Below are 19,206 nucleotides of genomic sequence, written 5' to 3'. Positions count from 1 at the left end.
GCGATCGATGATCAAACGAATGGCCTTTATCCTACTGTCCGTTGCGGTCATGTCCGTGATGTCAGGCTGCAACTACGAGCAGCTTGTGCAGCAAAGCGATTATGACTATGGCAGCAGACAACCGGGCGATCCCAAGATGATTGGCGCCAAGGCTTACGGCGGCATGACGGGCAACGCTCATCAGCATGACAATGCCTTCTTCGAATACAGTTCCATTCTATCCAATAAAATTAGCTCGCTAAACGGGGTCGCGTCATCTATCGTGATGCTTACTGACAAAAACGCCTATGTCGCTCTTATGCTGGACTGGACGGCTGTCGGGACCAAAGGCTCTAGCGGTACGGAGGAACAGAACAATACGGGTACAAATACTGGCGTATACAATGCCGATAACGGCAGCCCTTATGGCAATGGCCGTGTCTTAATATCGCCGTACAATTCCTACTTCTCCGTGAATGACCACCATGACTTGTCTCCAGAGCTGAAGCAAACCGTAGCAAAATTAGTTCGGGGCTACGTGCCTAGCGTTCAGGAAGTTCATATCTCGGCCAATATGGAGTTCGTCAACTACTTCAATGAATATGCCAAGGAAGCATGGGGCGGACGTTCGCTTATGCCTTGGATCGACTCGTTCAATACGGTCGTGAAATATCATTTTGCCGGTGGCAAGGTGATGCCGGAGCCGATCACTCAGCCGGGACAACAGTTTTTGCCTGACTCCAACCAAGTGCGCAGATAATTTTTTTCTTCTATAATATATGCGTTTTGTTTGTATGTAGGGGCAGGCATTCGGCAACGCGACCGAATGCCTGCCCGCTATTTAGTTCTCTGTACCTTTCTTGAGACGCATGGCATCAATGCCCTGATTCAAGTGATACAACGCTGATTCGTACGTTCTGCGATCCTTGTCGCTTTGGGATAGCTGCTCCAATCGTCTAAGCTCTTCCTGAAGCTGTCCGGTCAATGACATTACACGGTCCTTCGGCGAGGTTGACGACGGCTCCGGGTAGATTCTGCCGTCAGGTGTCTGGAAGGTCATCTGGCCATCGCTGTCCAGTTGGGCAAGAAATACATCTTGAAGCTTCAGCTTGTGGCGCTTCAGCTCATGTTTCACCCAATCCTCCGAATGTCCAGACAGCTGCAGCTCTTCCTTGATGATATGCCCGTCCATAATGATGGACAACGGCTGACTTTCCTTGCTCATTGTCCATCCCAGCATGGATGGTGTGAGCGGTTGATGCTCCTTCTTCAACTGGACATTCAACTCCCCGCTTGGCTCCATCACCGCAAATTCAACATCCGCTACGCGATATACGTCTTTTTGCCGAAGCTGCTCCAGCAGCTCATCTAGCGTGATACGCTCTTTCCGCAGCTTTTGCTTCGAGAGCTGCCCGTTGCGGATCAGTACTGTCCCTCTGCCGTCTACAACATTGCGAAGTCTTCTGCTTTTCAGCGTCCATAGCTCGATTCCGACCGATACGCTAACCCACACCACTAACGATACGATACCCAAATACCAGAGATTGTCCAGATCCAGCGATATATACGCGGCAATGTTGCCGATGGAGATCCCCGTAATATATTCGAACAAGGATAACTCGGATATTTGGCGTTTGCCCAGCACCTTCGTTAGGATAAATAGAATGACAATGGACGCTAGCGTACGCAATACAATTTCCAGCCAGTCTGGCATATTCGCATATCCCCTTTCCATCCTTTAGCTTAACCAATAGGAGGAAAGTAATGCGCTTATTGCATTTATCGAATAGGTATGATATGATAGTAGGAATGTTATATTTAACCCCTATATATCCCCAGTAAGATTCAAATTTCCCTCTGATTTTGATTTCTTGACTACAATTCCGGACTCATGTTTCACAAAGACGTAATTCTGATTCACACTGGCGCGGTCATTGGAGCCGCAAGGACGGAAAAGAGGTAGGGTTTCCGTTGTTTTGGGATACAGTAACACAACTCGGCTTACATGTTGTTTGCAATTTGCAAGGGGATGTCACGCGCTGCTTCATTAGGAAGCGGACCGGTTAAATATAAGTTATAAGGGCTGTCCAGCCAGCGACGCTTATCGTTGCCGGCAGGACAGCCCTGTCCAATTTCATGCGCTTTATTGCACTCTCACGGTAAATGGAACAATGAAGGTTTCTCCTTCCCGTTGGAACTGCCCCCATATCCGGTACAGTCCTTCTGCCGGGAAGCTTGTGACAAATCTGGCTTCTGGTCCGTTGCCTCGCTCGTTCACAGGATGCACATGCAAGTATTGCTCCAAGTCCTCGCTTATGATGACCACATGGCCGATTGCCCCCAGATAAGGCTGAAGGTCAGTCAAAGCGGCGCCTGTCCTCGGATGCCGGAAGGTAAATGCCAGTTCAGATTCCTGTCCTGCCGCAAGTGCGGATGCAGCCAGTTCGACAACGGCTTTATCCGTTGTCTTGACCCGCTCTTGATCCTCAATCATTCGTTCAAACTTGTGCTCACCGTCAACATGCAATGTAGTGGACACCGTAGTATGGGCATAACCGGCAGGCTGGAAGTCAGCAAACAGCTTATACTTCCCCCCTTCCGGCAGAACGATGTATTGTCTGAACAGCCCATTGCCCGCATATTCGGGATGTACATGATCGAAGTAGCCGAGGTCCTCGCCAACGATAATCAGATGCAGTTTTCGCTCATGATTGTCTTCGAACTTCTGGAGCGGCTCTCCCTCCGCATCGGCAATCTGCAAGTCGATCGCGATGGCTTGGCCAGCCGCCGCTTCATTAGGCTGAAAGCTCCATTCCGCATACAACTGCCCCTCCTCCGCATCATGGTTATCATGCTCATGTTGATGTTGATGCTCATGCTCATGTTGATGCTCATGTCCTTGATCCTCTGCAATGGGCGCCTGATTGTGACTATACGCTGCTCCATGAACGTGATCGGCATTATAGGCTCCGAGCGTTCCAGCCAAAATAAAAGCGAGGACCGCCACATACGAGTGGCGATCCCTTAATCTCTTCTTTATCATAGATAGCTGCATGCTCCCTTAGTTAGACGACGTCGTAGCCTTGCTCTTCAATCGCTTCCTTAATTACATCCAGGCTCAGCTCTGACTCGTCGTATTCAACCGTAACGTTCTTGCTGGCCAAATCCACTTTGCCGCTTGCGCCTTTCTCAGTCAATGCCTTCTCAATCGCGCTTACGCAATGTCCGCAGCTCATGCCTTCAACCTTCAATACAGTGTTTGCCATAATAGAATACCCTCTTTCTTATTTCATTAGTTTATTAATCGTAACTAACAGCTCTTCCACAACTTCATGCTCACCAGCTTGCACTCTCTCAATGACGCAGCTCTTCAGATGGCCTTCAAGCAGCAGCTTGGCTACGCTTCCCAATGCGGACTGGGCGGCCGCGATCTGATTCAGGACATCATCGCAATAGGTGTCCTTCTCAATCATGCCCTTTATGCCGCGAACCTGTCCTTCAATCCGATTGAGTCTGGACGTCAGGCCTTGCTTCATTTTATCGGAATGATGGCTCATGCGCTCTTCCCCATGGGAGTGTCCACAGCCCTCTATTGCAATAGACTCTTTGATTTCTTTCATCCATTATACCTCCATAGGGTATTTTTAATACACCTTCATCTTATCATACCCCTATAGGGTATGCAAATCTTTTTTCACATAGAAATGGTACTATGACAATGATTCGGATTATGCTACGATCCAGATAATGGAGGAAGATGCCTCTAGTATGTACATTTATGCTGCGTTGCAGTCACTTAACCTGATGTTGACACGGGCTTAACACTGGCAAGCTATATTCATTACAGATTCATATGACCAACTTCTAATGTGAGAGGGAGTGCTCTTATCCAACAGACGATCAACTTTGCTCATCGGGGAGCAAGTGCCTATTGCCCGGAGAATACGATAGCCGCATTCCGCCATGCCATCGAGCTGGGCGCAACCGGTATCGAGACTGATGTTCAACGCACAAAGGACGGACGGCTGGTTCTCATTCATGATGAATCGCTGAAGCGTACGGCAGGGGATCCTCGCCTAGTTAAGGATGTCGAGTATGGCGAGCTGGCTGGATTAGATGCCGGCAGCTGGTTCTCCGCTTCTTTTGCCGAAGAAAGGGTCCCTCTTCTGGAGGAGCTGCTGGAGCTGGCGAAGAATACGGAGCTTATCCTTAATCTGGAGCTCAAAAACGGCGTAGTTCCATACGAAGGAATCGAAGCCGAGGTAATCTCCATGGTTCAGGCATATGGCATGAGCGAGCGCATCCTTATATCCAGCTTTAATCACTATTCACTCGTCCAGTGCAAGAAGATTGCACCCGGGATCAAGACCGGCATTTTGTATATGGAGGGTTTGTATCAGCCTTGGGAATACGCCAAGTCGATCCAAGCGGACGCTCTTCATGCCTACAAATTCGCGGTCCTGCCCCAGTGGGTACAGGAAGCTGCCGGGCATGGCATCGCTTATCATCCGTTCACTGTTAACGAGGAGAATGAGCTGGAGCGGCTGGTTGGCTTCGGCGTGTCGGGCATTATTACCGATTATCCGGACCGGCTGAATGCGTTATTGAGACGGAGCGAGAGGAGCTAGCGGATGAAAAAAACTTGGCTGCTTGGCTTAGGTTTTTTCAGCATTAGCATCACATGGGCGTTGTACAATGCTTTTGTCCCTTTTTTCCTGGAAGAATACATCTCTAATCTTGCCCTAATCGGATTCATGATGACACTGGACAATTATTTCGCCATCTTCCTGCAGCCGATCATTGGCCGAAAAAGCGACCGCACCGATTCGAGGTTCGGCAAGAGGATGCCGTTCCTCATTATCGGCATCCCGCTTGCCGCCGTATTCGGAGCGCTCATTCCATGGCACAATAGTCTGCTTATGCTGGTCGCCTTTATGGTGCTAATGAATCTGTCCATGAGCTTGTACCGCTCTCCGACGGTGGCGCTCATGCCGGATATTACCCCGCCGCATAGGCGCTCACAAGCGAATGGCATTATTAACTTTATGGGCGGGGTAGGCTCGGTACTCGCATTCGCGGGCGGGGCATACCTGTTCAAGCAGCACAGCTCACTGCCGTTTCTAACCTCTTCCCTAATGGCCTTGCTTTGTCTGGCGATATTAATCTGGGTCATTCGGGAGAAGCGCGACGCCATCTCCTATCAGCCGGCAGAGCCTGCTAAAAGAACATCCTTCCGGGGCGAATGGAACCGGCCGACCGTCATGCTGCTTTTCGCCATCTTTTTCTGGTTTTTCTCCTATCAAGGCGTGGAAGCACTCTTCTCTCTCTACGGGAAAAATCATTTGGGCATGACCAAAGACGAAGCCGTCTTCTCGCTTGCCTTTTTCTCGCTTGCCTTTGTCATAGCGGCAATTCCTGCCGGGCTGCTCGGTAAGCGCTTCGGCAAAAAGCTCGTTATTATGATCGGCATTATCGGCTTGATTGCTACGTTCAGCCTCATTACACTGGTCGAATCCGTGCTGGCTTTGCGCGTGATGCTGATCATTGGGGGCATTTTCTGGGCGTGCATCAATATCAATTCCTATCCCTTTATCGTGGCGCTTGGCAAAGAAAGCAGCATCGGGACCCGCACAGGCATTTATTACATCGCTTCTTCTCTGGCGGCCGTCTCCTCGCCACCATTAATGGGAGCGCTCATGGATTGGTTCAGTTATTCCGCCCTGTTCTATGTCGCTGCAATCGGCATGGTCTTTGCCCTGCTGTTCCTGCTCGGCGTAAAAGATGACGGCATAGCCAAGTCGCCTCCGTCGGAGACAACAGCTAACGCAGTCTAATTAAAGCAACAAACAAGGGTTGTCTTATACGGTCGTTACAGACCCGCAAGACAACCCTCGTTTCATTAGTGAATGCTGTTTTTGCTGAAGTTGCCGCCCATTACATCGGATACATGCTCAACTGCGATAAACGCATTTTCGTCAATGGATTGCACGATGCCCTTCAGCTTGGCCAGCTCCAGACGGGATACGACGCAGTAGATAACCTTCGTATCTTCTCCGGAATAGCCGCCTGTCGCTTGCAGCAGAGTCGTACTGCGGCCGAGGCGATCGACGATGGATTGGGAGATTTCTTCGTATTCCTTCGAAATAATCGTAACCGACTTCGATTCCTCTAGACCTTCTACTACGATATCAATGACTTTGATCGCTATGTAGTAGGTGACCATTGAATACATGGCTGACGACCACTCGAATACAAAGCCTGCAACAAGAAAGATGATGACATTGAATAGCATAATAACTTGGCCTACGGCCATACGGAGCTTCTTCGAGATCAGGATGGATACAATCTCAATCCCATCCAGCGCGCCGCCATAACGGATGACGAGTCCAACGCCAGCCCCCAGAATCATCCCGCCGAACAATACGGCAAGCAGCTTGTCATCAGGGAAGGCTTCCACATGATGCAGCAATGCCGTTGTCAGCGACATAACCGTAATGCCGTACAGCGTCGAGATAGCAAAGGTTTTGCCAAGCTGCTTATAGCCCAAGATCAGAAAAGGGACGTTGATTACAAACAAATACAAGCTCAGCGGCAAAGGTGTAAGGGCGGATAGCATAATCGACACACCCGCGATGCCGCCGTCAATAATATCGAATGGAACCAGAAACAATTCTAACGCTACACCCATCATGACGGACCCTACCGTGATAAATATAAAACGTTTCACAATCTCCGCCATGGATAATTTTTTATGCTCTTTTAAACTCGCCAAAGGTGGCGCACCTCCATATCCTCTTGCGGCCCGGTCGATCCCATTCGATAGCGATATGCCTCATTGGCACGATTAATCGATGTATCCGGCTAAGCCCTTCTCCATAAAATAGTCCATCTCGCATTCTAAAATCTCTTCTACCTGAGGCTCTTCGAGCTGCACATCCCGCTTGCTCATTATAAAGTCCGTCAAATCATCGATATCGATGTCCACCTCGCCGTTCTTATCAGCTTTGGCATTACCGATATACCCCTTTTCGTAACGCAGTACAAGTTCAATATCCTTCCGCTCAACCTTGATGCGTTCCGCTATATAGGCAATCAATTCCTTCTCGTTCACCTGTTCGCTCATGTCCACCCTCTCCTATCAGAATCCTTTTACTACTTAACCATTTTTTATTATACACCCGAAAAGGCCTATTGCGCACCCTCCTATCATGACCGAATTTCTTAGTCTCCATAACGTGTATTCCATTATTCTGCATTATTCTGCATGACCCTTGCCCCGCAGCTTGTCCGTCCCGCCAACAAAAAAACCTTCCGTGTCTTAGAGACTACAGAAGGCTTCTAGCAGGCACTAGGAGAGCAAATCGGCGATATCCTTTTCAATCTTGGCCGGCTCATCTGTTGAACCGTAGCGTTTCACTACTCTTCCATCACGATCGACCAAAAATTTCGTAAAGTTCCACTTAATTGCCTTTGACCCGAATACGCCTCGTGCTTCATGAGTCAAATGCTTGAACAGCGGGTGCGCGTCGCCGCCATTCACGTTGATCTTGGAATAGAGCGGAAAGCTGACGCCGAAGTTCAATTCGCATGTCTGTGCTACTTCGCTGTCGGTCCCCTTCTCCTGATTGCCGAATTGCGAACTAGGGAAACCAAGCACAGCAAAGCCCAGGTCCTTATAATCATCGTGCAGCTTCTGCAACCCTTTGAATTGAGGAGCGAATCCGCAGCCGGTGGCTGTATTCACAATGAGCATCACTTTGCCCTCATAAGGGGCTAGCGTCTGCTGCTCGCCTCGAATCGTCTTCACTTCAAAATCGTAAATGGACATTTATTCTCCCCCAATCTCATTATCGATTATTTAATTAAATTGTATCCAATTTATTAGTTTCCGTCAATCCTATCTGCAATCGCATCAAAAAATCCCGACAGGGCTGTCGGGATTTTCTATCGTGTATTCGTAAACGGCACTCTGCTATTAGCGCCCTAATGCCGCTCCGGCAAGGCCAATCAGCACGCCCAACACTGCTCCAGCCGCAACCTCACCGGGTTGATGGCCCAACGTCTCCTTCAGCTGTTCTTTCCGGCGCTTATGATAGACCCCGGGATGATGGCCTGCCAGCTTCTCTACATCGGCATCCAGATCATTCACTTGAATCGCGATTTCACCCGCATGACGGCGGATATTCATTGCATCATACATCACGATAATGCCTAACATGGATGCAATGGCGAATTCAGGCGTTCGTACACCGTGCTTGGCTGCCGTATAGGCTGCGAGCGCGGCTACGCCGCTGGAGTGGGAGCTTGGCATTCCGCCGGAGCCGATGATCTTCCGCACATCCCATTGCCCCGTCTTGCGGTAATGCCATGGCAGCTTCAGCAACTGCGCCGCACCGACGGCTGCGAGAGCCGTCGACAATCCTCTGTTGGACATGATCAAATAACCTCCCGTTATAATGTCCTCATCAGTGTTCCCTGAAGCATTGCACTCCATTCGACCGCCAGCGCCGCAGTTTGTCCCGCATTATTCTTCAACCATCCGCTTTTTGTAGGAATAAACAGCCAGCATGTGGATGACGATAATCCAGCCAACAATGATCAGCAGATTGGACCATACATCCCCGAATCCTGCGCCTGCCTCTACTTGAGCAGCCAAATCAAGCAATTGCATATTAGGCATATATTCGATCACCGACAGAATCGGATAATTCTCGATGAATGGCTTCAAGAATGAACCGAAGCTGAATACAGCCATAACAGGCACGATAATAACAGAAGCTTCAATAACCGATTTGGTGAACATACCGATCAAGGTGCCAAGCCCCAGATAAAATACGGTCGACAAAAGCAAAGCTACGGCTACAACCGGAATATTGCCCGGGTCATATTCGGCTAGCAGAATCGATAAGATCACAATCACGACTGTTGCAATAAAGCTGAGCAGGTTTTTGCCGAAAAAGATTTCAAGCGTGCTGGCAGGCGACAGCATCAGACCGCGCAGCGTGTTTTTCTCTTTCTCTTCTGCAATAAGCGATGATTGAACATAGGTGCCGACCAGTATAAACGCCATATTAATGATCATATAATGCGACTCAAGCGTTTCTATTCCCATGCGTCCGAATACCGCAGCCATAATGAGCGGCAGGAACAGTGTGGTGGAGACGTATAAATTACGGGACATGTCCTTATAATCTTTTTGCAAAATGGCGCATACGCGTTTCATTGAGAATGTCATACTAGTTTCCTCCCTGTTACTTCTACAAAAATATCGCCAAGCGTTGGATGATTGGATTGAACGGATACCACTTCATCCGCGTTCATATGATTGAAGAGCTGCTGGGCTCCCGCCGGTCCCTTCGGCAATATCATCGTTGTGCCGTCGGTTAGTTCTACCTTAAGCGTCGCATCGCCTCTCTGCTGACGCAGCTTCTTCGGTGCATCCAGCAATTGAATTTCACCGTTGTTCAGGAATGCAACACGGTCGCATAAGAATTCGGCTTCATTCATGTCATGCGTCGTCAAGAAGATTGTCGTTCCCTTCTCCTTCAACCGCATCAATCCCTCATAGATATGCTTCGTATTCATCGGATCGAGCGCAGACGTCGGTTCATCCAGGAACAGAAGCTCCGGCTCATGCAGGAAAGCACGTGCCAGAATAATCCGTTGAAGCATTCCCTTCAACAGCTTGGAGACGATCTTTTTGCCTTCGCCCGCCAAATTCACCATTCGCAATACTTCATCAATCCTCGATGCAGGCACATCATATAAATCGCAATACAGCTTTAAATTGTCATAAACGCTGAGCCGAGCATATAAGGAAGTATTGTCCGTGACAATCCCGATTTTCTTCCTGTATTTCTCCTGCGACAGCTGATCCGTAGAAACACCGAATACATACGCGCTCCCCGATGTCGCCTTCATCTGTGCCGTCAGTATTTTAATCGTGGTCGTTTTGCCCGAACCGCTTGGTCCGAGGAATCCGAAGATTTCACCCTTCTGTACAGAAAAAGAAACATTCTTTAACGCCCGTTCTTTCGAAAAGGATTTTTCCAACGCGGTGACTTCAATGACATTCTCCATCTGCTCATTACCTCCGTCATGTGTTCGTTCTTGTGATTTCATCGTAGATCAGAACGAAACAGCGCGCATTACAATTCCATCGAAAGGAGCAAAGTTAGGGGTGAATGGAGCATTTAAGCCACCTTTTGGAGCAATAATATAGCCGTTTGGAGCCGATAAAACGACAAAAGGAGCTTATTTCAGCCCCATCATGTCCTTTAATTCAGCCATTTTGGTCTTCGATAACGGAACCGAGGTTCGGGAAGCATCATCTAGAATCAAGCTGAAACTATTGCGGGTGAACGTGACCACTTCCCGCACCTTCTGAAGATTGACGATGTAGGAACGATGACAGCGGAAAAATCCATAAGTCCGAAGGCGCTCTTCGAGCTCATTGATTTTGAAGGTCGAAGGATACGTCTCACCGTTAATGTATAGAGTAGTCTGTCCTTCATGGCTTTCAATGTAATCGATCTCCGGCGGATTGAATAAGATCATCTTGTCATTCATGCGGGTCGGAATTTTTTCAAAACGGACAAATTGAATCGGTTGGTCCTCCTCCGCCTCGAACTCTTCGTCTGCCAGCTCCTCCTCGCGCCCGACGCTCTCCGCATCTTGCGAAGCCATAACAGACTCCCGGTCATGAGCTGACGCTGCTCCTGCTGCCTGTTCCCCCGATTCCTGCTCGCGCGGCTCCTGAATATCAAAGCCCTTCAGCCCCTTCTCGTCAAGACGGTACACCCGGTCAGTTACGCTAACAGCCGATTCCATATTGCCAGTCAAGATGACTACCGCTTTGCCATCCTCGCTAAGTTGGCTTACCAGTCGTTGGAACACAGCCTTAGTCTCGATATCGACATTCTGATCAGGCTCCTCGAAGATGAACACCTCAGGGTCTTGCATCCGTATGCGGGCATATTGAACCCTCCTCTTCTCCGAGAGGGTAAGCTTATGTATTCGCATATTCGCTTTTGCGTCCAATTTCACAAGCCGAATTACGTCTTCAATCTTTTGGCTGGAATCATATAATTTTTTATAAAAAGACAACAGCTCTCGAACGGACAATTTTTCATAGATCCCTTCGTCCAGCAGCAGAAAGCCGACCTGTGCCAAATAGGCTTTGCTTCCTTCGGCATAGCTCATGCCGTTCACACGAATGTCGCCGGTCGAGACAGCAAGCTTGCCTGTCAGCATATTCAATATAGTATGACGGACATTCATGCTCGAATATAGGGCCGTAATCTCATGACGGCCCACCATGAAGTCGAATGCCGGAAAAATTAATGTATCCTGCGCATATTTCTCTAATCCTCTTATCGCCAACACGTTGTTGTCATCACCTAATTTATGTAAAATTCAAGAAGAAAACGTCTTCGTCAGATAGTTTATTATACACTAAGGGCTGCTCCATTAGGTACGAAACCTATTGGAGCAGCCCTCTCATGAACGGAAGTGCTTATTTAATTGCTGCGTCGATTTCCTTCGCCATTTCCGCAACAGAGATCAGACCGCCACCGGACAGGTACCAGAATTCAGGGTCCAGATAAACGATATTACCTTCTTTGTAAGCATTCGTGTTTTTCACCAGATCATTTTCGACGGTTTCCTTCGCACCAGCTTCGCCGGCGATTGCAGCATTACGGTCTACAACGAACAGGTAATCCGGATTTTTTTCGGAAATGAACTCGAACGAAATTTCATCGCCATGCGTGCTTACTTTAATAGTTGGATCGACTGCGCTAACGCCAAATACGTCGTGGATAATGCCGAAGCGCGAGCCTGGACCATAAGCGCTGATTTTGCCTTCGTTCGACAGAATGATCAGACCGTTTTTGCCAGCAGCCGTTGTTTTGTCATTTACCGCTTTTACGGTAGCGTCAATGTCTGCCAGTGCCGCTTCTGCCTCGGCTTGCTTGCCGAAGATATCCGCAAGTGTGTGCACATTAGACTTGAACGATTCCATGTAATTCAATGTATCAACACCCATGTAGATTGTAGGAGCAATATCGCTCAGCTCTTCATAAGCGTCTGATTGGCGACCGGAAATAATGATCAGGTCTGGGGAAATGCCATGAATCGTCTCGAAGTCAGGTTCTTTCAACGAACCCGCGTTCACATATTTCGAATCCTTGTATTTCTCCAGGTAGGAAGGTACGCCTGCTTGCGGGAGAGCTGCAACCTCTACACCCAGCTTATCCAGCGTATCCAGAGTGCCATAGTCGAATACCACGACTTTGGACGGATTAGCTTTAACCGTTGTTTCACCCAATTGATGCTTGACGACAATATCAGAAGCCGGAGCTTCCGCCGATGGGGAAGGAGATGGCGATGGCGAGCTGGAAGCGTTGCCTCCCGTATTATTGCCGCCGTTATTGCCTCCGCATGCAGCAAGAGCCATAGCGAATACTAGCAAAATTGCAATTAGACCAAACCTTTTTTTCATCATGTTCACTCCTATTGTTTATCTTTTTATTTGAAATAGACGCCGATCCGATTGCCGTTGAACAGCTCGATCGGTATATCCATATCATAAATATTTTCCAGAACCTTGTTGTCGATAATCGCTTCAGTCGGGCCCTCCTTCACAATCTTGCCGTCCTTCAAGGCCACGATATAGTCGGAGTAGCAGGATGCGAAGTTGATATCGTGAATGACGATAATAATCGTCTTGCCAAGCTCTTCGGCCAGTCTGCGAAGCACCTTCATAATTTGGACCGAATGCTTCATATCCAGATTGTTCAACGGCTCGTCTAGCAAAATATATTCGGTATTCTGGGCGATGACCATCGCGATGAATGCACGCTGGTTTTGGCCGCCGCTAAGCTGGTCCAAATATTTGGACTGCAGATCGGTCAGATCCATGTACGCAATTGCTTCATCTACCTTCTCCCAATCTTCCTTCTTCAGATTCCCTTGCGAGTAGGGAAAACGGCCGAAGCTGACCAGCTCCCTTACAGTAAGCCGCAGGTTCACTTGATTGGACTGCTTCAGGATGGAGATTTTTTTGGCAAGCTCGGTGCTTTTCCACTCCGAGATGTCCTTCCCGTCAATAAGCACTTTTCCGCTGTCCTTCTGAAGCAAGCGGCTGATCATCGAAAGCAGCGTGCTCTTCCCCGCTCCGTTCGGGCCGATGAAGGATGTGACGCTCCCTTGCTTGATCTTGAGCGATACTTTCTCGACTACCGGCTTGCCGGCATAGGATTTGGATACCTCTTGAACCTCAATCATGATTTACTCTCCCTTAGAAGCAGATATAAGAAGTAAACTCCGCCGATAAAGTTGATAATAACGCTGACCGTCGTCTCGAAAGTAAAGACACGCTCCACGATCATCTGCCCGCCGACCAAGGCAATGATGCTGATCAGCATCGTGCTCGGAATGAGGATGCTGTGCCGGTAGGTTTTCATAAACTGATAGCCCACGTTGACCACAAGCAGTCCCAGGAATGTAATCGGACCGACCAAGGCGGTGGATACCGCAATCAGAATCGCAACGATCACAAGCAGGTTCATAACGACAAAGTTGTACGGGATCCCCAGGTTGACTGCATGCTCTCTCCCCAGCGACATCGCGTCCAGATACTTCGAGAACCTCATCGCGTACAGGGCGACCAACGCCAAAATAATGATGGACAGCATGAGCAAATCTGTATTCACATTGTTGAAGCTGGCGAACATCTTCCCTTGTACGACAAGAAAGTCATTCGGATCAATCAACACCTGCATGAAAGTCGTCATGCTGCCGAACATCGTTCCCATAACAAGTCCGATCAGCAGAAGGAAAAACAAATTTCGTCCTTCTCTTTTGAAGATGAGCTTATAGAGTATAGCTACGAATAGCAGCATAATGCCTACTGTGAAACCGAAATTCATCATTTTGTTTGTGCTCGGCAAACTGACTGCGCCGAAGAAGAAAATAACGAACGTCTGGATAAGCATGTATAGAGAATCCAAGCCAATGACGTTAGGCGTTAAGATCCGGTTGTTCGTCATCGTCTGGAATATCAACGTTGCGTAAGCGATGGCACCGCCAGTGAGCGCAATGGCCAGCACCTTCTTGACTCTGCGGTCCAATGCATATTCCCAGTTATGCGGCAGGTCAATGAACAGAAAGGCAGCTATAACGCCAAGGGCCAACACGGCGAGCAGTGTAAGTTTAAGCTTCATAGGCTTTTCTCCTCAGCAGCAGATACAGGAATACGATGCTTCCGATCACGCCGACGGTAAGCCCGATAGGTATTTCATACGGATAAATAATGAGTCTGCCCACGATATCGCATACCAGCAAAAATACCGCCCCAAGCAAAGCTGTATGTATCAGACTTTTCTTCAAGTTGTCCCCCACATAGAGCGTCACGATATTCGGAATAATGAGTCCAAGAAACGGAATGATGCCAATGGTTAAGATGACCACCACCGAAACAAGCGCTACGATAATCAAGCCAATGTTAACCACGAATTTGTGATTGAGGCCCAGGTTGACCGAAAATTCTTCCCCCATGCCCGCAATGGTAAATTTGTTGGCGTACATATAAGTGAAGATAAGCAGCGGAATGCTGATATACAGCAACTCATAGCGGCCCGTCATAATCGAAGACGTACTTCCTTGAAGCCAAGACGTAACATTTTGGATCATATCATTTTTGTAAGCAAAAAATGTAGTAATGGAATTAATAATATTACCAAACATCAAGCCTACAAGCGGAATGAAAATCGTATCCTTGAATTTGATCCGTTCCAGGAACTTCATGAACACATAGGTGCCAGCCAGTGCAAAAGCAAAGGCAATGAGCATTTTCTGCATTGTCGTCGCAGAGGCGAATACGAGAAGCGCCACCAATATCCCCAGCTTCGCAGCATCGTCCGTACCTGCCGTCGTCGGCGATACGAATTTGTTGCGGCTGAGCTGCTGCATGATCAGCCCTGCAATACTCATGCTGACGCCAGCAATAAGGAGACTGACCAGCCTTGGGATCCGGCTGATGGTGAATACCTGCCACTGCTTCTCCGTCATGCTGAACAGGTCGGTGATCGATAAGTTTTCTGCTCCGATGAATAGCGATGCCACTGACAAAAGCGCAAGCGCTACGACTAACATCCATACCTTCATTTCATAGCCTCAGATCTGTTATCCGCTAAAGGGGAAATGTTGAGATAGTCCATATCACAAGTAGTCATAAAAATAGGCCTCCGATAATCTCCGCATTTATTAGCGATGATAATGATTATCATAAGCACAACGTTATTATCCCATGCTCCCTGCCGTTCGTCAACTATTTAGCGATAATAATTCTCAGTCTTAGCAATATTGCTGACTAATATGACAAAACCGTGAACAACTTCTACACGTTTTTCCAATTCACCGCGGACGGCTCCGCAAGCGCATGAGAAGAGATGTTTTATGCCATTCTAACGAGGGAAGGAGGTGAATCCACTCATGTCCTCATCCAAAAACCGCAGAGAGAACGCCTGGCATCAGCGCAAGCATAGGCAGCGCCCGTCACACGGGAAGGTCAAATCATTTGAAGAATTAAGCCAAGAAAGCCCTTCATCCAAATCATAAACAAAAAGGCGGGCCGCGTACGGATATCCGTCGCTAGCCCGCCTTATATACATCTGGTCATACGTTGTCAGCCGACGACCATTTTAATCTCCTCATACTTCTCATCGAAGGATATACGCAGCTCCTTGTCTTCTACATACCAGACATTATCCTCTTCCATGTAAAAGAAGATGCCCTCTACCTGCTGGCTAAGCCCTGCATCCCTTGGCACATCCTTCGTAATGCCAAGCGACAGTCCCGGGTGTACGCTTCCGCAGCCTCCCAGCCGTACGAAGATACGCAAGCTATCCCCTTCGCTTAAATCCATTTGCTCTTTGTACCAACGCGCCGCATTCTGTTCTACAACCAGGTTCATCGCGAGCCAGCTCCTTTCATTCTGTCAGGATGCGAGGCATCCTAGTTCCTCCATTATAACGTGAGAAGCTTGTTTTCTTCACGTTACATTTTACGGAACTATGACGAATAATCGCTAATCGCGAGCCGGTGCACGCTTCAACAAAAAGACGGAGCCAGCCAATAAGGCTGCAATGGCGATCATAGCCGTTATGATTGACCACCATGAAGCAGGCTGGATATGCAGCATCTCTTGACTTATTACAGCCTGATAAGCGAGTGCCGACAGAGCGCCCGGGCTCCATCCCATATACTTCGGCATCAATCCGGCAAGCATGGAGAGCAGAACAGCCGCTCCAAGCGAAGAGAAAGCCGCCCCGGCCGCACTTCGAAGGATCGTGCTGAACAGCAGCGTCACCGTCAACACGAATGTAAACCAAAGGCCGTACAAAACAAAGCTGAGCAAGAATGGAACCACGTCAACGAAATCGATCAGAAGCCATGTATAATACCAGCCTGCCGCATAACCGATGAGCAGCGATCCCCATGTCAGCAGCATCATGCTCAGCCACTTGGACAGAATGTAGGAGGTGTACGAAACCGGTTTAACCAAAACGAGAGCCGAAGCTCCATTATTCCGTTCACCTGATACGATTCCCATGAAGGCAAGCGACAAAATAAGCAAGCCCATCACGCCAAATTGAGACAGCGTGTCAGCCAGCACCTGAGCGCCGACTGCAGGGGGAATCTCGATTACGGTGCCTTCAGGCATATTGCCCGCCTTCTCAATGATTATGGGCATATAATAACTAAGAACCGGCTGCATAATGCCCAGTACAGCAAAAACGATCGGCACCCAGATCAGTTTGAAGCTTCTAAGCAGTTCAAGACATTCCTTACCGAGCAGCGTCAGGAATACGGATCCGCCGGAGCTTCGCCTCGCGGCCTTCGGCGCTGCGGAAGCCGGATGCGACCGGTAAGCTTCATTTGCGCTGTTCATTCGCCCACCACCTTCATGAATAGATCCTCAAGGGAAGAATATCCGATCTCAAGCCGGCTGAACGGAATCGCATGCCTCGCAAGCTCTTCCATCAATCCTTGCCGCGCCTCGTCCATATGAACAGCGGTCAGATAAAGCCGGCTATCCCTCAGCTCAGCTTCGCTGAGCCAGCTGTCACGCATCTCTCCGCTAAGCGATTTCTCTACGAATGCTCTTGCCCATGCCATCCCGCGCGGATCTCCTTCTTCAAGCTTCAGCTCGATAACCGGACGGCGGTGCTGGCTGCGAATCGACGTAAGCGACCCTTGCAGGGCCACTTCGCCTGCGCGAATAATAACAACGTCGTCGCATAGCTCCTCGGCATCATGCAGCACATGAGTGGAGAACAACACGGTTGTCTCTGATTTCAATTCCTTGAGCAAACGCAGCACTTCCCGGCGTCCGAGCGGGTCCAGCGCCGATACCGGCTCATCCATGACGAGCAGCTTCGGTTGATGGACAAGTGCCTGTGCAAGGCCGAGCCGCTGCTTCATTCCGCCTGAATAACCGCCTAACTTGCGCTTGGCTGCATCCGCCAGCCCTACCCGCTCCAGCATCTCCGTCGCGCGCTTCTTGGCGTCGGACGCGCCGAGCCCGCATAGACGTCCGGCATAGACCACATATTCCATGCCGCTCATCCAATTATGGAATGCGGGAGTCTGAGGCAAATAGCCTATCAAGCTTCGCCGATCCTCTCCGGGCGGCAGCGAATGGAACCGCACTTCCCCCGCCGTAGGAGCAAGCAGACCCGTCAGCATTCGGATAGTAGTCGTCTTCCCCGCTCCATTGGGACCTAGCAGTGCCACACACCTGCCCTCCTGTATGCTGAAGTCGATCGACTTCACAGCTTGCATGGTACCGAATGATTTGGTTAACCCTTTGACTTGCATCAATTCTGCCATTATGAATTTCTCCTTCCGAACAGGAAGAATGCGATCGGGCCAATCAATTGGCCGAATATGATGATGAGAACCCACATCATCTTCGGACCTCTCGTCTCTTCCGTTTTGGCGCACAGCACAAGCGCAATGATCATCAACACCAGTTGAAGGAGAATTAGCGGCACAATGAGTCCAATCAGTTGCGATAATTCCAATGTCTCTTTCATCAGACGCACCCCTTTATTTTTTATTTCTGGCAGAAGAAGCCCGCCATTTATCCCAGACTCTCCATCTAACCGTCAGCCAATAAAACAAGAGCGGGAACGGGCATTGGATCAATCCCCATAGTCCCCAAAACCATGGCATGCTGCCTCTCTTGCGGGCATCCAGGAAGAGCCAGGTGGATTGCGTAATCATAAGGAGGGCAATGAGCAGCCAGAACAGCACCGATTGCTTCAGTTGTTCTTCCATTGCTTTCTCCCCTTCCACACATGTACGAAGCCGATATAACTGATTGCACTGATCGCCACAAGCAACTGCAGCGCTGCGAACCAGATCCAGTCGCGTTCAAGAATCCAGAGCATGCCCAGCAGGAGCATCGCCGCGACGAGCCAGAATAATGCCAGATCGCGCCACAGCTTCCTCCGCAGCGCCTGCTTATGGGAAGCGACGAACGACTCGAACGGTCCAAGCTCGGGTTCGCTGCGCTCATACGCATCATCCATCTTTCGAAGCTCCGTTCCGATATGCTCCATGAACCATTGCTGGTCCTCGTCATGAACTTTGTTCTTCTTCATGGCCAGACAACTCCTTCCTGAGCTGTTTCATCCCTGCATGTATTCTCGACTTGACCGTACCGACAGGCGCATCTACCATTTCCGCAATTTCTTCCTGCGAATAGCCGTAATAATATTTGAGCAGAACGGCCATTCGAAGCTTCTCATCAAGCTCGCCTATCGCTTGCAGCGCTTCTGGCCAGTCGTTCATTCTGCTGAGGGTCTCATATCGAAGCGCCCTTAGCGCACCTTCCTCCTCCACCCATTTGCGTTCCCTTGCGCTTCTTCTTCCCCGATCGATCGCAAGTCGGGATGCAATGGCTATAAGCCAAGTCGAAAATTTGGACTGTGCCCGGTACGTACCGATTTTTTCAATCGCCTTCAGCATGGTGTCCTGTGTAATATCCTCCGCCCGGCTCTTATCCATCGTTAATTTAAGGGCGTATTGATAGAGGAAAGAATAGTGCCTGCGCAATAGCTCCGACAACGATCGGGTATCGCCTCTCACGGCTTGCTGTATCAGTCTGGTTTCATCGGTCACCGCGTGCACTCCCTCCTCACCTCCGCCCTTTAGTGA

At 49.3% G+C, this 19,206-nt stretch carries 26 protein-coding genes; 4 read left to right on the top strand and 22 right to left on the bottom strand.

Going from position 1 to position 19,206, the window contains the following annotated elements:
• The first annotated feature begins 7 nt into the window (after positions 1-7).
• Positions 8-739: a hypothetical protein gene (locus D3P07_RS15820; protein WP_119801177.1), complete on the top strand. Its 732-nt coding sequence runs from the start codon at positions 8-10 to the stop codon at positions 737-739.
• 81 nt (positions 740-820) lie between these two features.
• Here D3P07_RS15820 and D3P07_RS15815 read toward each other — a convergent pair whose 3' ends face one another.
• The 4 genes from D3P07_RS15815 to D3P07_RS15800 all read right to left on the bottom strand — a co-directional run bounded on the left by D3P07_RS15815 (position 821) and on the right by D3P07_RS15800 (position 3,599).
• Positions 821-1,693 carry a DUF421 domain-containing protein gene (locus D3P07_RS15815; protein WP_119801176.1) on the bottom strand — a complete coding sequence of 291 codons (873 nt, stop codon included), beginning with the start codon at positions 1,691-1,693 and terminating at the stop codon, positions 821-823.
• A gap of 429 nt (positions 1,694-2,122) precedes the next feature.
• Positions 2,123-3,022: a hypothetical protein gene (locus tag D3P07_RS15810; protein ID WP_119801175.1), complete on the bottom strand. Its 900-nt coding sequence runs from the start codon at positions 3,020-3,022 to the stop codon at positions 2,123-2,125.
• A gap of 22 nt (positions 3,023-3,044) precedes the next feature.
• Complete coding sequence (locus D3P07_RS15805; RefSeq protein WP_119801174.1) at positions 3,045-3,245, bottom strand: cation transporter; 201 nt, start codon at positions 3,243-3,245, stop codon at positions 3,045-3,047.
• 18 nt (positions 3,246-3,263) lie between these two features.
• A complete protein-coding gene (locus tag D3P07_RS15800; RefSeq protein ID WP_119801173.1) occupies positions 3,264-3,599 on the bottom strand; it encodes a metal-sensitive transcriptional regulator in 336 nt (111 codons plus the stop codon).
• A 267-nt stretch (positions 3,600-3,866) separates the two neighbouring features.
• Here D3P07_RS15800 and D3P07_RS15795 point away from each other — a divergent pair, with 267 nt between their 5' ends.
• Together D3P07_RS15795 and D3P07_RS15790 are read left to right on the top strand one after the other, a co-directional pair.
• Positions 3,867-4,607: a glycerophosphodiester phosphodiesterase gene (locus D3P07_RS15795; protein ID WP_119801237.1), complete on the top strand. Its 741-nt coding sequence runs from the start codon at positions 3,867-3,869 to the stop codon at positions 4,605-4,607.
• Positions 4,608-4,610: 3 nt separating this feature from the next.
• Entirely contained in the window at positions 4,611-5,813 is a 1,203-nt protein-coding gene (locus D3P07_RS15790; RefSeq protein ID WP_119801172.1) for an SLC45 family MFS transporter, read from the top strand.
• A gap of 65 nt (positions 5,814-5,878) precedes the next feature.
• On the opposite strand, the gene D3P07_RS15785 is transcribed toward D3P07_RS15790, so the two are convergent.
• From D3P07_RS15785 to D3P07_RS15735, 11 genes are all read right to left on the bottom strand, one after another.
• Positions 5,879-6,718, bottom strand: a complete 840-nt coding sequence (locus tag D3P07_RS15785) for a YitT family protein (protein WP_119801236.1) — start codon at positions 6,716-6,718, stop codon at positions 5,879-5,881.
• Between the two features lie 105 nt (positions 6,719-6,823).
• The gene (locus tag D3P07_RS15780; RefSeq protein WP_119801171.1) at positions 6,824-7,102 is read right to left on the bottom strand and encodes a hypothetical protein; all 279 of its coding nucleotides are present in this window, start codon (positions 7,100-7,102) and stop codon (positions 6,824-6,826) included.
• A 225-nt stretch (positions 7,103-7,327) separates the two neighbouring features.
• Positions 7,328-7,807, bottom strand: coding sequence for a glutathione peroxidase (locus tag D3P07_RS15775; RefSeq protein WP_119801170.1), 480 nt, complete (start codon positions 7,805-7,807; stop codon positions 7,328-7,330).
• A gap of 147 nt (positions 7,808-7,954) precedes the next feature.
• Positions 7,955-8,413 (bottom strand): divergent PAP2 family protein, encoded by a 459-nt coding sequence (locus tag D3P07_RS15770; protein WP_119801169.1) that lies wholly within the window; start codon positions 8,411-8,413, stop codon positions 7,955-7,957.
• A 90-nt stretch (positions 8,414-8,503) separates the two neighbouring features.
• On the bottom strand, positions 8,504-9,214 hold the full coding sequence (locus tag D3P07_RS15765) for an ABC transporter permease (protein ID WP_119801168.1): 711 nt from the start codon (positions 9,212-9,214) through the stop codon (positions 8,504-8,506).
• Complete coding sequence (locus tag D3P07_RS15760; RefSeq protein WP_119801167.1) at positions 9,211-10,059, bottom strand: ABC transporter ATP-binding protein; 849 nt, start codon at positions 10,057-10,059, stop codon at positions 9,211-9,213. The genes D3P07_RS15765 and D3P07_RS15760 overlap by 4 nt, the downstream gene beginning before the upstream one ends.
• A gap of 174 nt (positions 10,060-10,233) precedes the next feature.
• The gene (locus tag D3P07_RS15755) at positions 10,234-11,364 is read right to left on the bottom strand and encodes a LytTR family transcriptional regulator DNA-binding domain-containing protein (RefSeq protein WP_259391532.1); all 1,131 of its coding nucleotides are present in this window, start codon (positions 11,362-11,364) and stop codon (positions 10,234-10,236) included.
• Between the two features lie 130 nt (positions 11,365-11,494).
• The gene (locus tag D3P07_RS15750) at positions 11,495-12,481 is read right to left on the bottom strand and encodes a siderophore ABC transporter substrate-binding protein (RefSeq protein ID WP_119801166.1); all 987 of its coding nucleotides are present in this window, start codon (positions 12,479-12,481) and stop codon (positions 11,495-11,497) included.
• A 26-nt stretch (positions 12,482-12,507) separates the two neighbouring features.
• Positions 12,508-13,266, bottom strand: coding sequence for an iron ABC transporter ATP-binding protein (locus tag D3P07_RS15745; protein ID WP_119801165.1), 759 nt, complete (start codon positions 13,264-13,266; stop codon positions 12,508-12,510).
• Complete coding sequence (locus D3P07_RS15740) at positions 13,263-14,204, bottom strand: iron chelate uptake ABC transporter family permease subunit (protein WP_119801164.1); 942 nt, start codon at positions 14,202-14,204, stop codon at positions 13,263-13,265. Before D3P07_RS15740 ends, D3P07_RS15745 begins: the two co-directional genes overlap by 4 nt.
• Positions 14,194-15,147 carry an ABC transporter permease gene (locus tag D3P07_RS15735; protein ID WP_119801163.1) on the bottom strand — a complete coding sequence of 318 codons (954 nt, stop codon included), beginning with the start codon at positions 15,145-15,147 and terminating at the stop codon, positions 14,194-14,196. Before D3P07_RS15735 ends, D3P07_RS15740 begins: the two co-directional genes overlap by 11 nt.
• A gap of 327 nt (positions 15,148-15,474) precedes the next feature.
• Here D3P07_RS15735 and D3P07_RS27310 point away from each other — a divergent pair, with 327 nt between their 5' ends.
• Positions 15,475-15,600, top strand: a complete 126-nt coding sequence (locus tag D3P07_RS27310; RefSeq protein WP_220482027.1) for a DUF6254 family protein — start codon at positions 15,475-15,477, stop codon at positions 15,598-15,600.
• Between the two features lie 67 nt (positions 15,601-15,667).
• Here D3P07_RS27310 and D3P07_RS15730 read toward each other — a convergent pair whose 3' ends face one another.
• The 7 genes from D3P07_RS15730 to sigY all read right to left on the bottom strand — a co-directional run bounded on the left by D3P07_RS15730 (position 15,668) and on the right by sigY (position 19,170).
• Complete coding sequence (locus D3P07_RS15730) at positions 15,668-15,955, bottom strand: HesB/YadR/YfhF family protein (RefSeq protein ID WP_119801162.1); 288 nt, start codon at positions 15,953-15,955, stop codon at positions 15,668-15,670.
• Positions 15,956-16,069: 114 nt separating this feature from the next.
• Complete coding sequence (locus D3P07_RS15725; protein WP_119801161.1) at positions 16,070-16,933, bottom strand: ABC transporter permease; 864 nt, start codon at positions 16,931-16,933, stop codon at positions 16,070-16,072.
• Positions 16,930-17,874 carry an ABC transporter ATP-binding protein gene (locus tag D3P07_RS15720; protein WP_182914347.1) on the bottom strand — a complete coding sequence of 315 codons (945 nt, stop codon included), beginning with the start codon at positions 17,872-17,874 and terminating at the stop codon, positions 16,930-16,932. Before D3P07_RS15720 ends, D3P07_RS15725 begins: the two co-directional genes overlap by 4 nt.
• Complete coding sequence (locus D3P07_RS15715; protein WP_119801160.1) at positions 17,874-18,080, bottom strand: PLD nuclease N-terminal domain-containing protein; 207 nt, start codon at positions 18,078-18,080, stop codon at positions 17,874-17,876. Before D3P07_RS15715 ends, D3P07_RS15720 begins: the two co-directional genes overlap by 1 nt.
• A gap of 13 nt (positions 18,081-18,093) precedes the next feature.
• Positions 18,094-18,324, bottom strand: a complete 231-nt coding sequence (locus tag D3P07_RS15710; protein WP_119801159.1) for a sigmaY antisigma factor component — start codon at positions 18,322-18,324, stop codon at positions 18,094-18,096.
• Positions 18,309-18,650, bottom strand: coding sequence for a YxlC family protein (locus D3P07_RS15705; RefSeq protein WP_119801158.1), 342 nt, complete (start codon positions 18,648-18,650; stop codon positions 18,309-18,311). Before D3P07_RS15705 ends, D3P07_RS15710 begins: the two co-directional genes overlap by 16 nt.
• Complete coding sequence (sigY, locus tag D3P07_RS15700) at positions 18,628-19,170, bottom strand: RNA polymerase sigma factor SigY (protein ID WP_119801157.1); 543 nt, start codon at positions 19,168-19,170, stop codon at positions 18,628-18,630. The genes D3P07_RS15705 and sigY overlap by 23 nt, the downstream gene beginning before the upstream one ends.
• Positions 19,171-19,206: the final 36 nt, after the last annotated feature.

Origin of the sequence: Paenibacillus sp. 1011MAR3C5 (genome assembly GCF_003591485.1) — a bacterium.
In the GTDB taxonomy this organism is placed as follows: Bacteria; Bacillota; Bacilli; order Paenibacillales; family Paenibacillaceae; genus Pristimantibacillus.
The sequence above is the reverse complement of the archived record's forward strand: the minus strand, read 5'-3'. Positions and strand labels throughout refer to the sequence as shown.

What these genes read in the sequence shown, in the direction of transcription:
- D3P07_RS15770 (WP_119801169.1), bottom strand. Translation starts at nt 8,413, where the DNA reads ATGTCCAACAGAGGATTGTCGACGGCTCTCGCAGCCGTCGGTGCGGCG.
- D3P07_RS15810 (WP_119801175.1), bottom strand. Translation starts at nt 3,022, where the DNA reads ATGATAAAGAAGAGATTAAGGGATCGCCACTCGTATGTGGCGGTCCTC.
- D3P07_RS15750 (WP_119801166.1), bottom strand. Translation starts at nt 12,481, where the DNA reads ATGAAAAAAAGGTTTGGTCTAATTGCAATTTTGCTAGTATTCGCTATG.
- D3P07_RS15785 (WP_119801236.1), bottom strand. Translation starts at nt 6,718, where the DNA reads ATGGCGGAGATTGTGAAACGTTTTATATTTATCACGGTAGGGTCCGTC.
- D3P07_RS15765 (WP_119801168.1), bottom strand. Translation starts at nt 9,214, where the DNA reads ATGACATTCTCAATGAAACGCGTATGCGCCATTTTGCAAAAAGATTAT.
- D3P07_RS15760 (WP_119801167.1), bottom strand. Translation starts at nt 10,059, where the DNA reads ATGGAGAATGTCATTGAAGTCACCGCGTTGGAAAAATCCTTTTCGAAA.
- D3P07_RS15725 (WP_119801161.1), bottom strand. Translation starts at nt 16,933, where the DNA reads ATGAACAGCGCAAATGAAGCTTACCGGTCGCATCCGGCTTCCGCAGCG.
- D3P07_RS15745 (WP_119801165.1), bottom strand. Translation starts at nt 13,266, where the DNA reads ATGATTGAGGTTCAAGAGGTATCCAAATCCTATGCCGGCAAGCCGGTA.
- D3P07_RS27310 (WP_220482027.1), top strand. Translation starts at nt 15,475, where the DNA reads ATGTCCTCATCCAAAAACCGCAGAGAGAACGCCTGGCATCAGCGCAAG.
- D3P07_RS15705 (WP_119801158.1), bottom strand. Translation starts at nt 18,650, where the DNA reads ATGAAGAAGAACAAAGTTCATGACGAGGACCAGCAATGGTTCATGGAG.
- D3P07_RS15775 (WP_119801170.1), bottom strand. Translation starts at nt 7,807, where the DNA reads ATGTCCATTTACGATTTTGAAGTGAAGACGATTCGAGGCGAGCAGCAG.
- D3P07_RS15740 (WP_119801164.1), bottom strand. Translation starts at nt 14,204, where the DNA reads ATGAAGCTTAAACTTACACTGCTCGCCGTGTTGGCCCTTGGCGTTATA.
- D3P07_RS15805 (WP_119801174.1), bottom strand. Translation starts at nt 3,245, where the DNA reads ATGGCAAACACTGTATTGAAGGTTGAAGGCATGAGCTGCGGACATTGC.
- D3P07_RS15815 (WP_119801176.1), bottom strand. Translation starts at nt 1,693, where the DNA reads ATGCCAGACTGGCTGGAAATTGTATTGCGTACGCTAGCGTCCATTGTC.
- D3P07_RS15715 (WP_119801160.1), bottom strand. Translation starts at nt 18,080, where the DNA reads ATGAAAGAGACATTGGAATTATCGCAACTGATTGGACTCATTGTGCCG.
- D3P07_RS15730 (WP_119801162.1), bottom strand. Translation starts at nt 15,955, where the DNA reads ATGAACCTGGTTGTAGAACAGAATGCGGCGCGTTGGTACAAAGAGCAA.
- D3P07_RS15735 (WP_119801163.1), bottom strand. Translation starts at nt 15,147, where the DNA reads ATGAAGGTATGGATGTTAGTCGTAGCGCTTGCGCTTTTGTCAGTGGCA.
- D3P07_RS15710 (WP_119801159.1), bottom strand. Translation starts at nt 18,324, where the DNA reads ATGGAAGAACAACTGAAGCAATCGGTGCTGTTCTGGCTGCTCATTGCC.
- D3P07_RS15720 (WP_182914347.1), bottom strand. Translation starts at nt 17,874, where the DNA reads ATGGCAGAATTGATGCAAGTCAAAGGGTTAACCAAATCATTCGGTACC.
- D3P07_RS15790 (WP_119801172.1), top strand. Translation starts at nt 4,611, where the DNA reads ATGAAAAAAACTTGGCTGCTTGGCTTAGGTTTTTTCAGCATTAGCATC.
- D3P07_RS15820 (WP_119801177.1), top strand. Translation starts at nt 8, where the DNA reads ATGATCAAACGAATGGCCTTTATCCTACTGTCCGTTGCGGTCATGTCC.
- D3P07_RS15800 (WP_119801173.1), bottom strand. Translation starts at nt 3,599, where the DNA reads ATGAAAGAAATCAAAGAGTCTATTGCAATAGAGGGCTGTGGACACTCC.
- D3P07_RS15780 (WP_119801171.1), bottom strand. Translation starts at nt 7,102, where the DNA reads ATGAGCGAACAGGTGAACGAGAAGGAATTGATTGCCTATATAGCGGAA.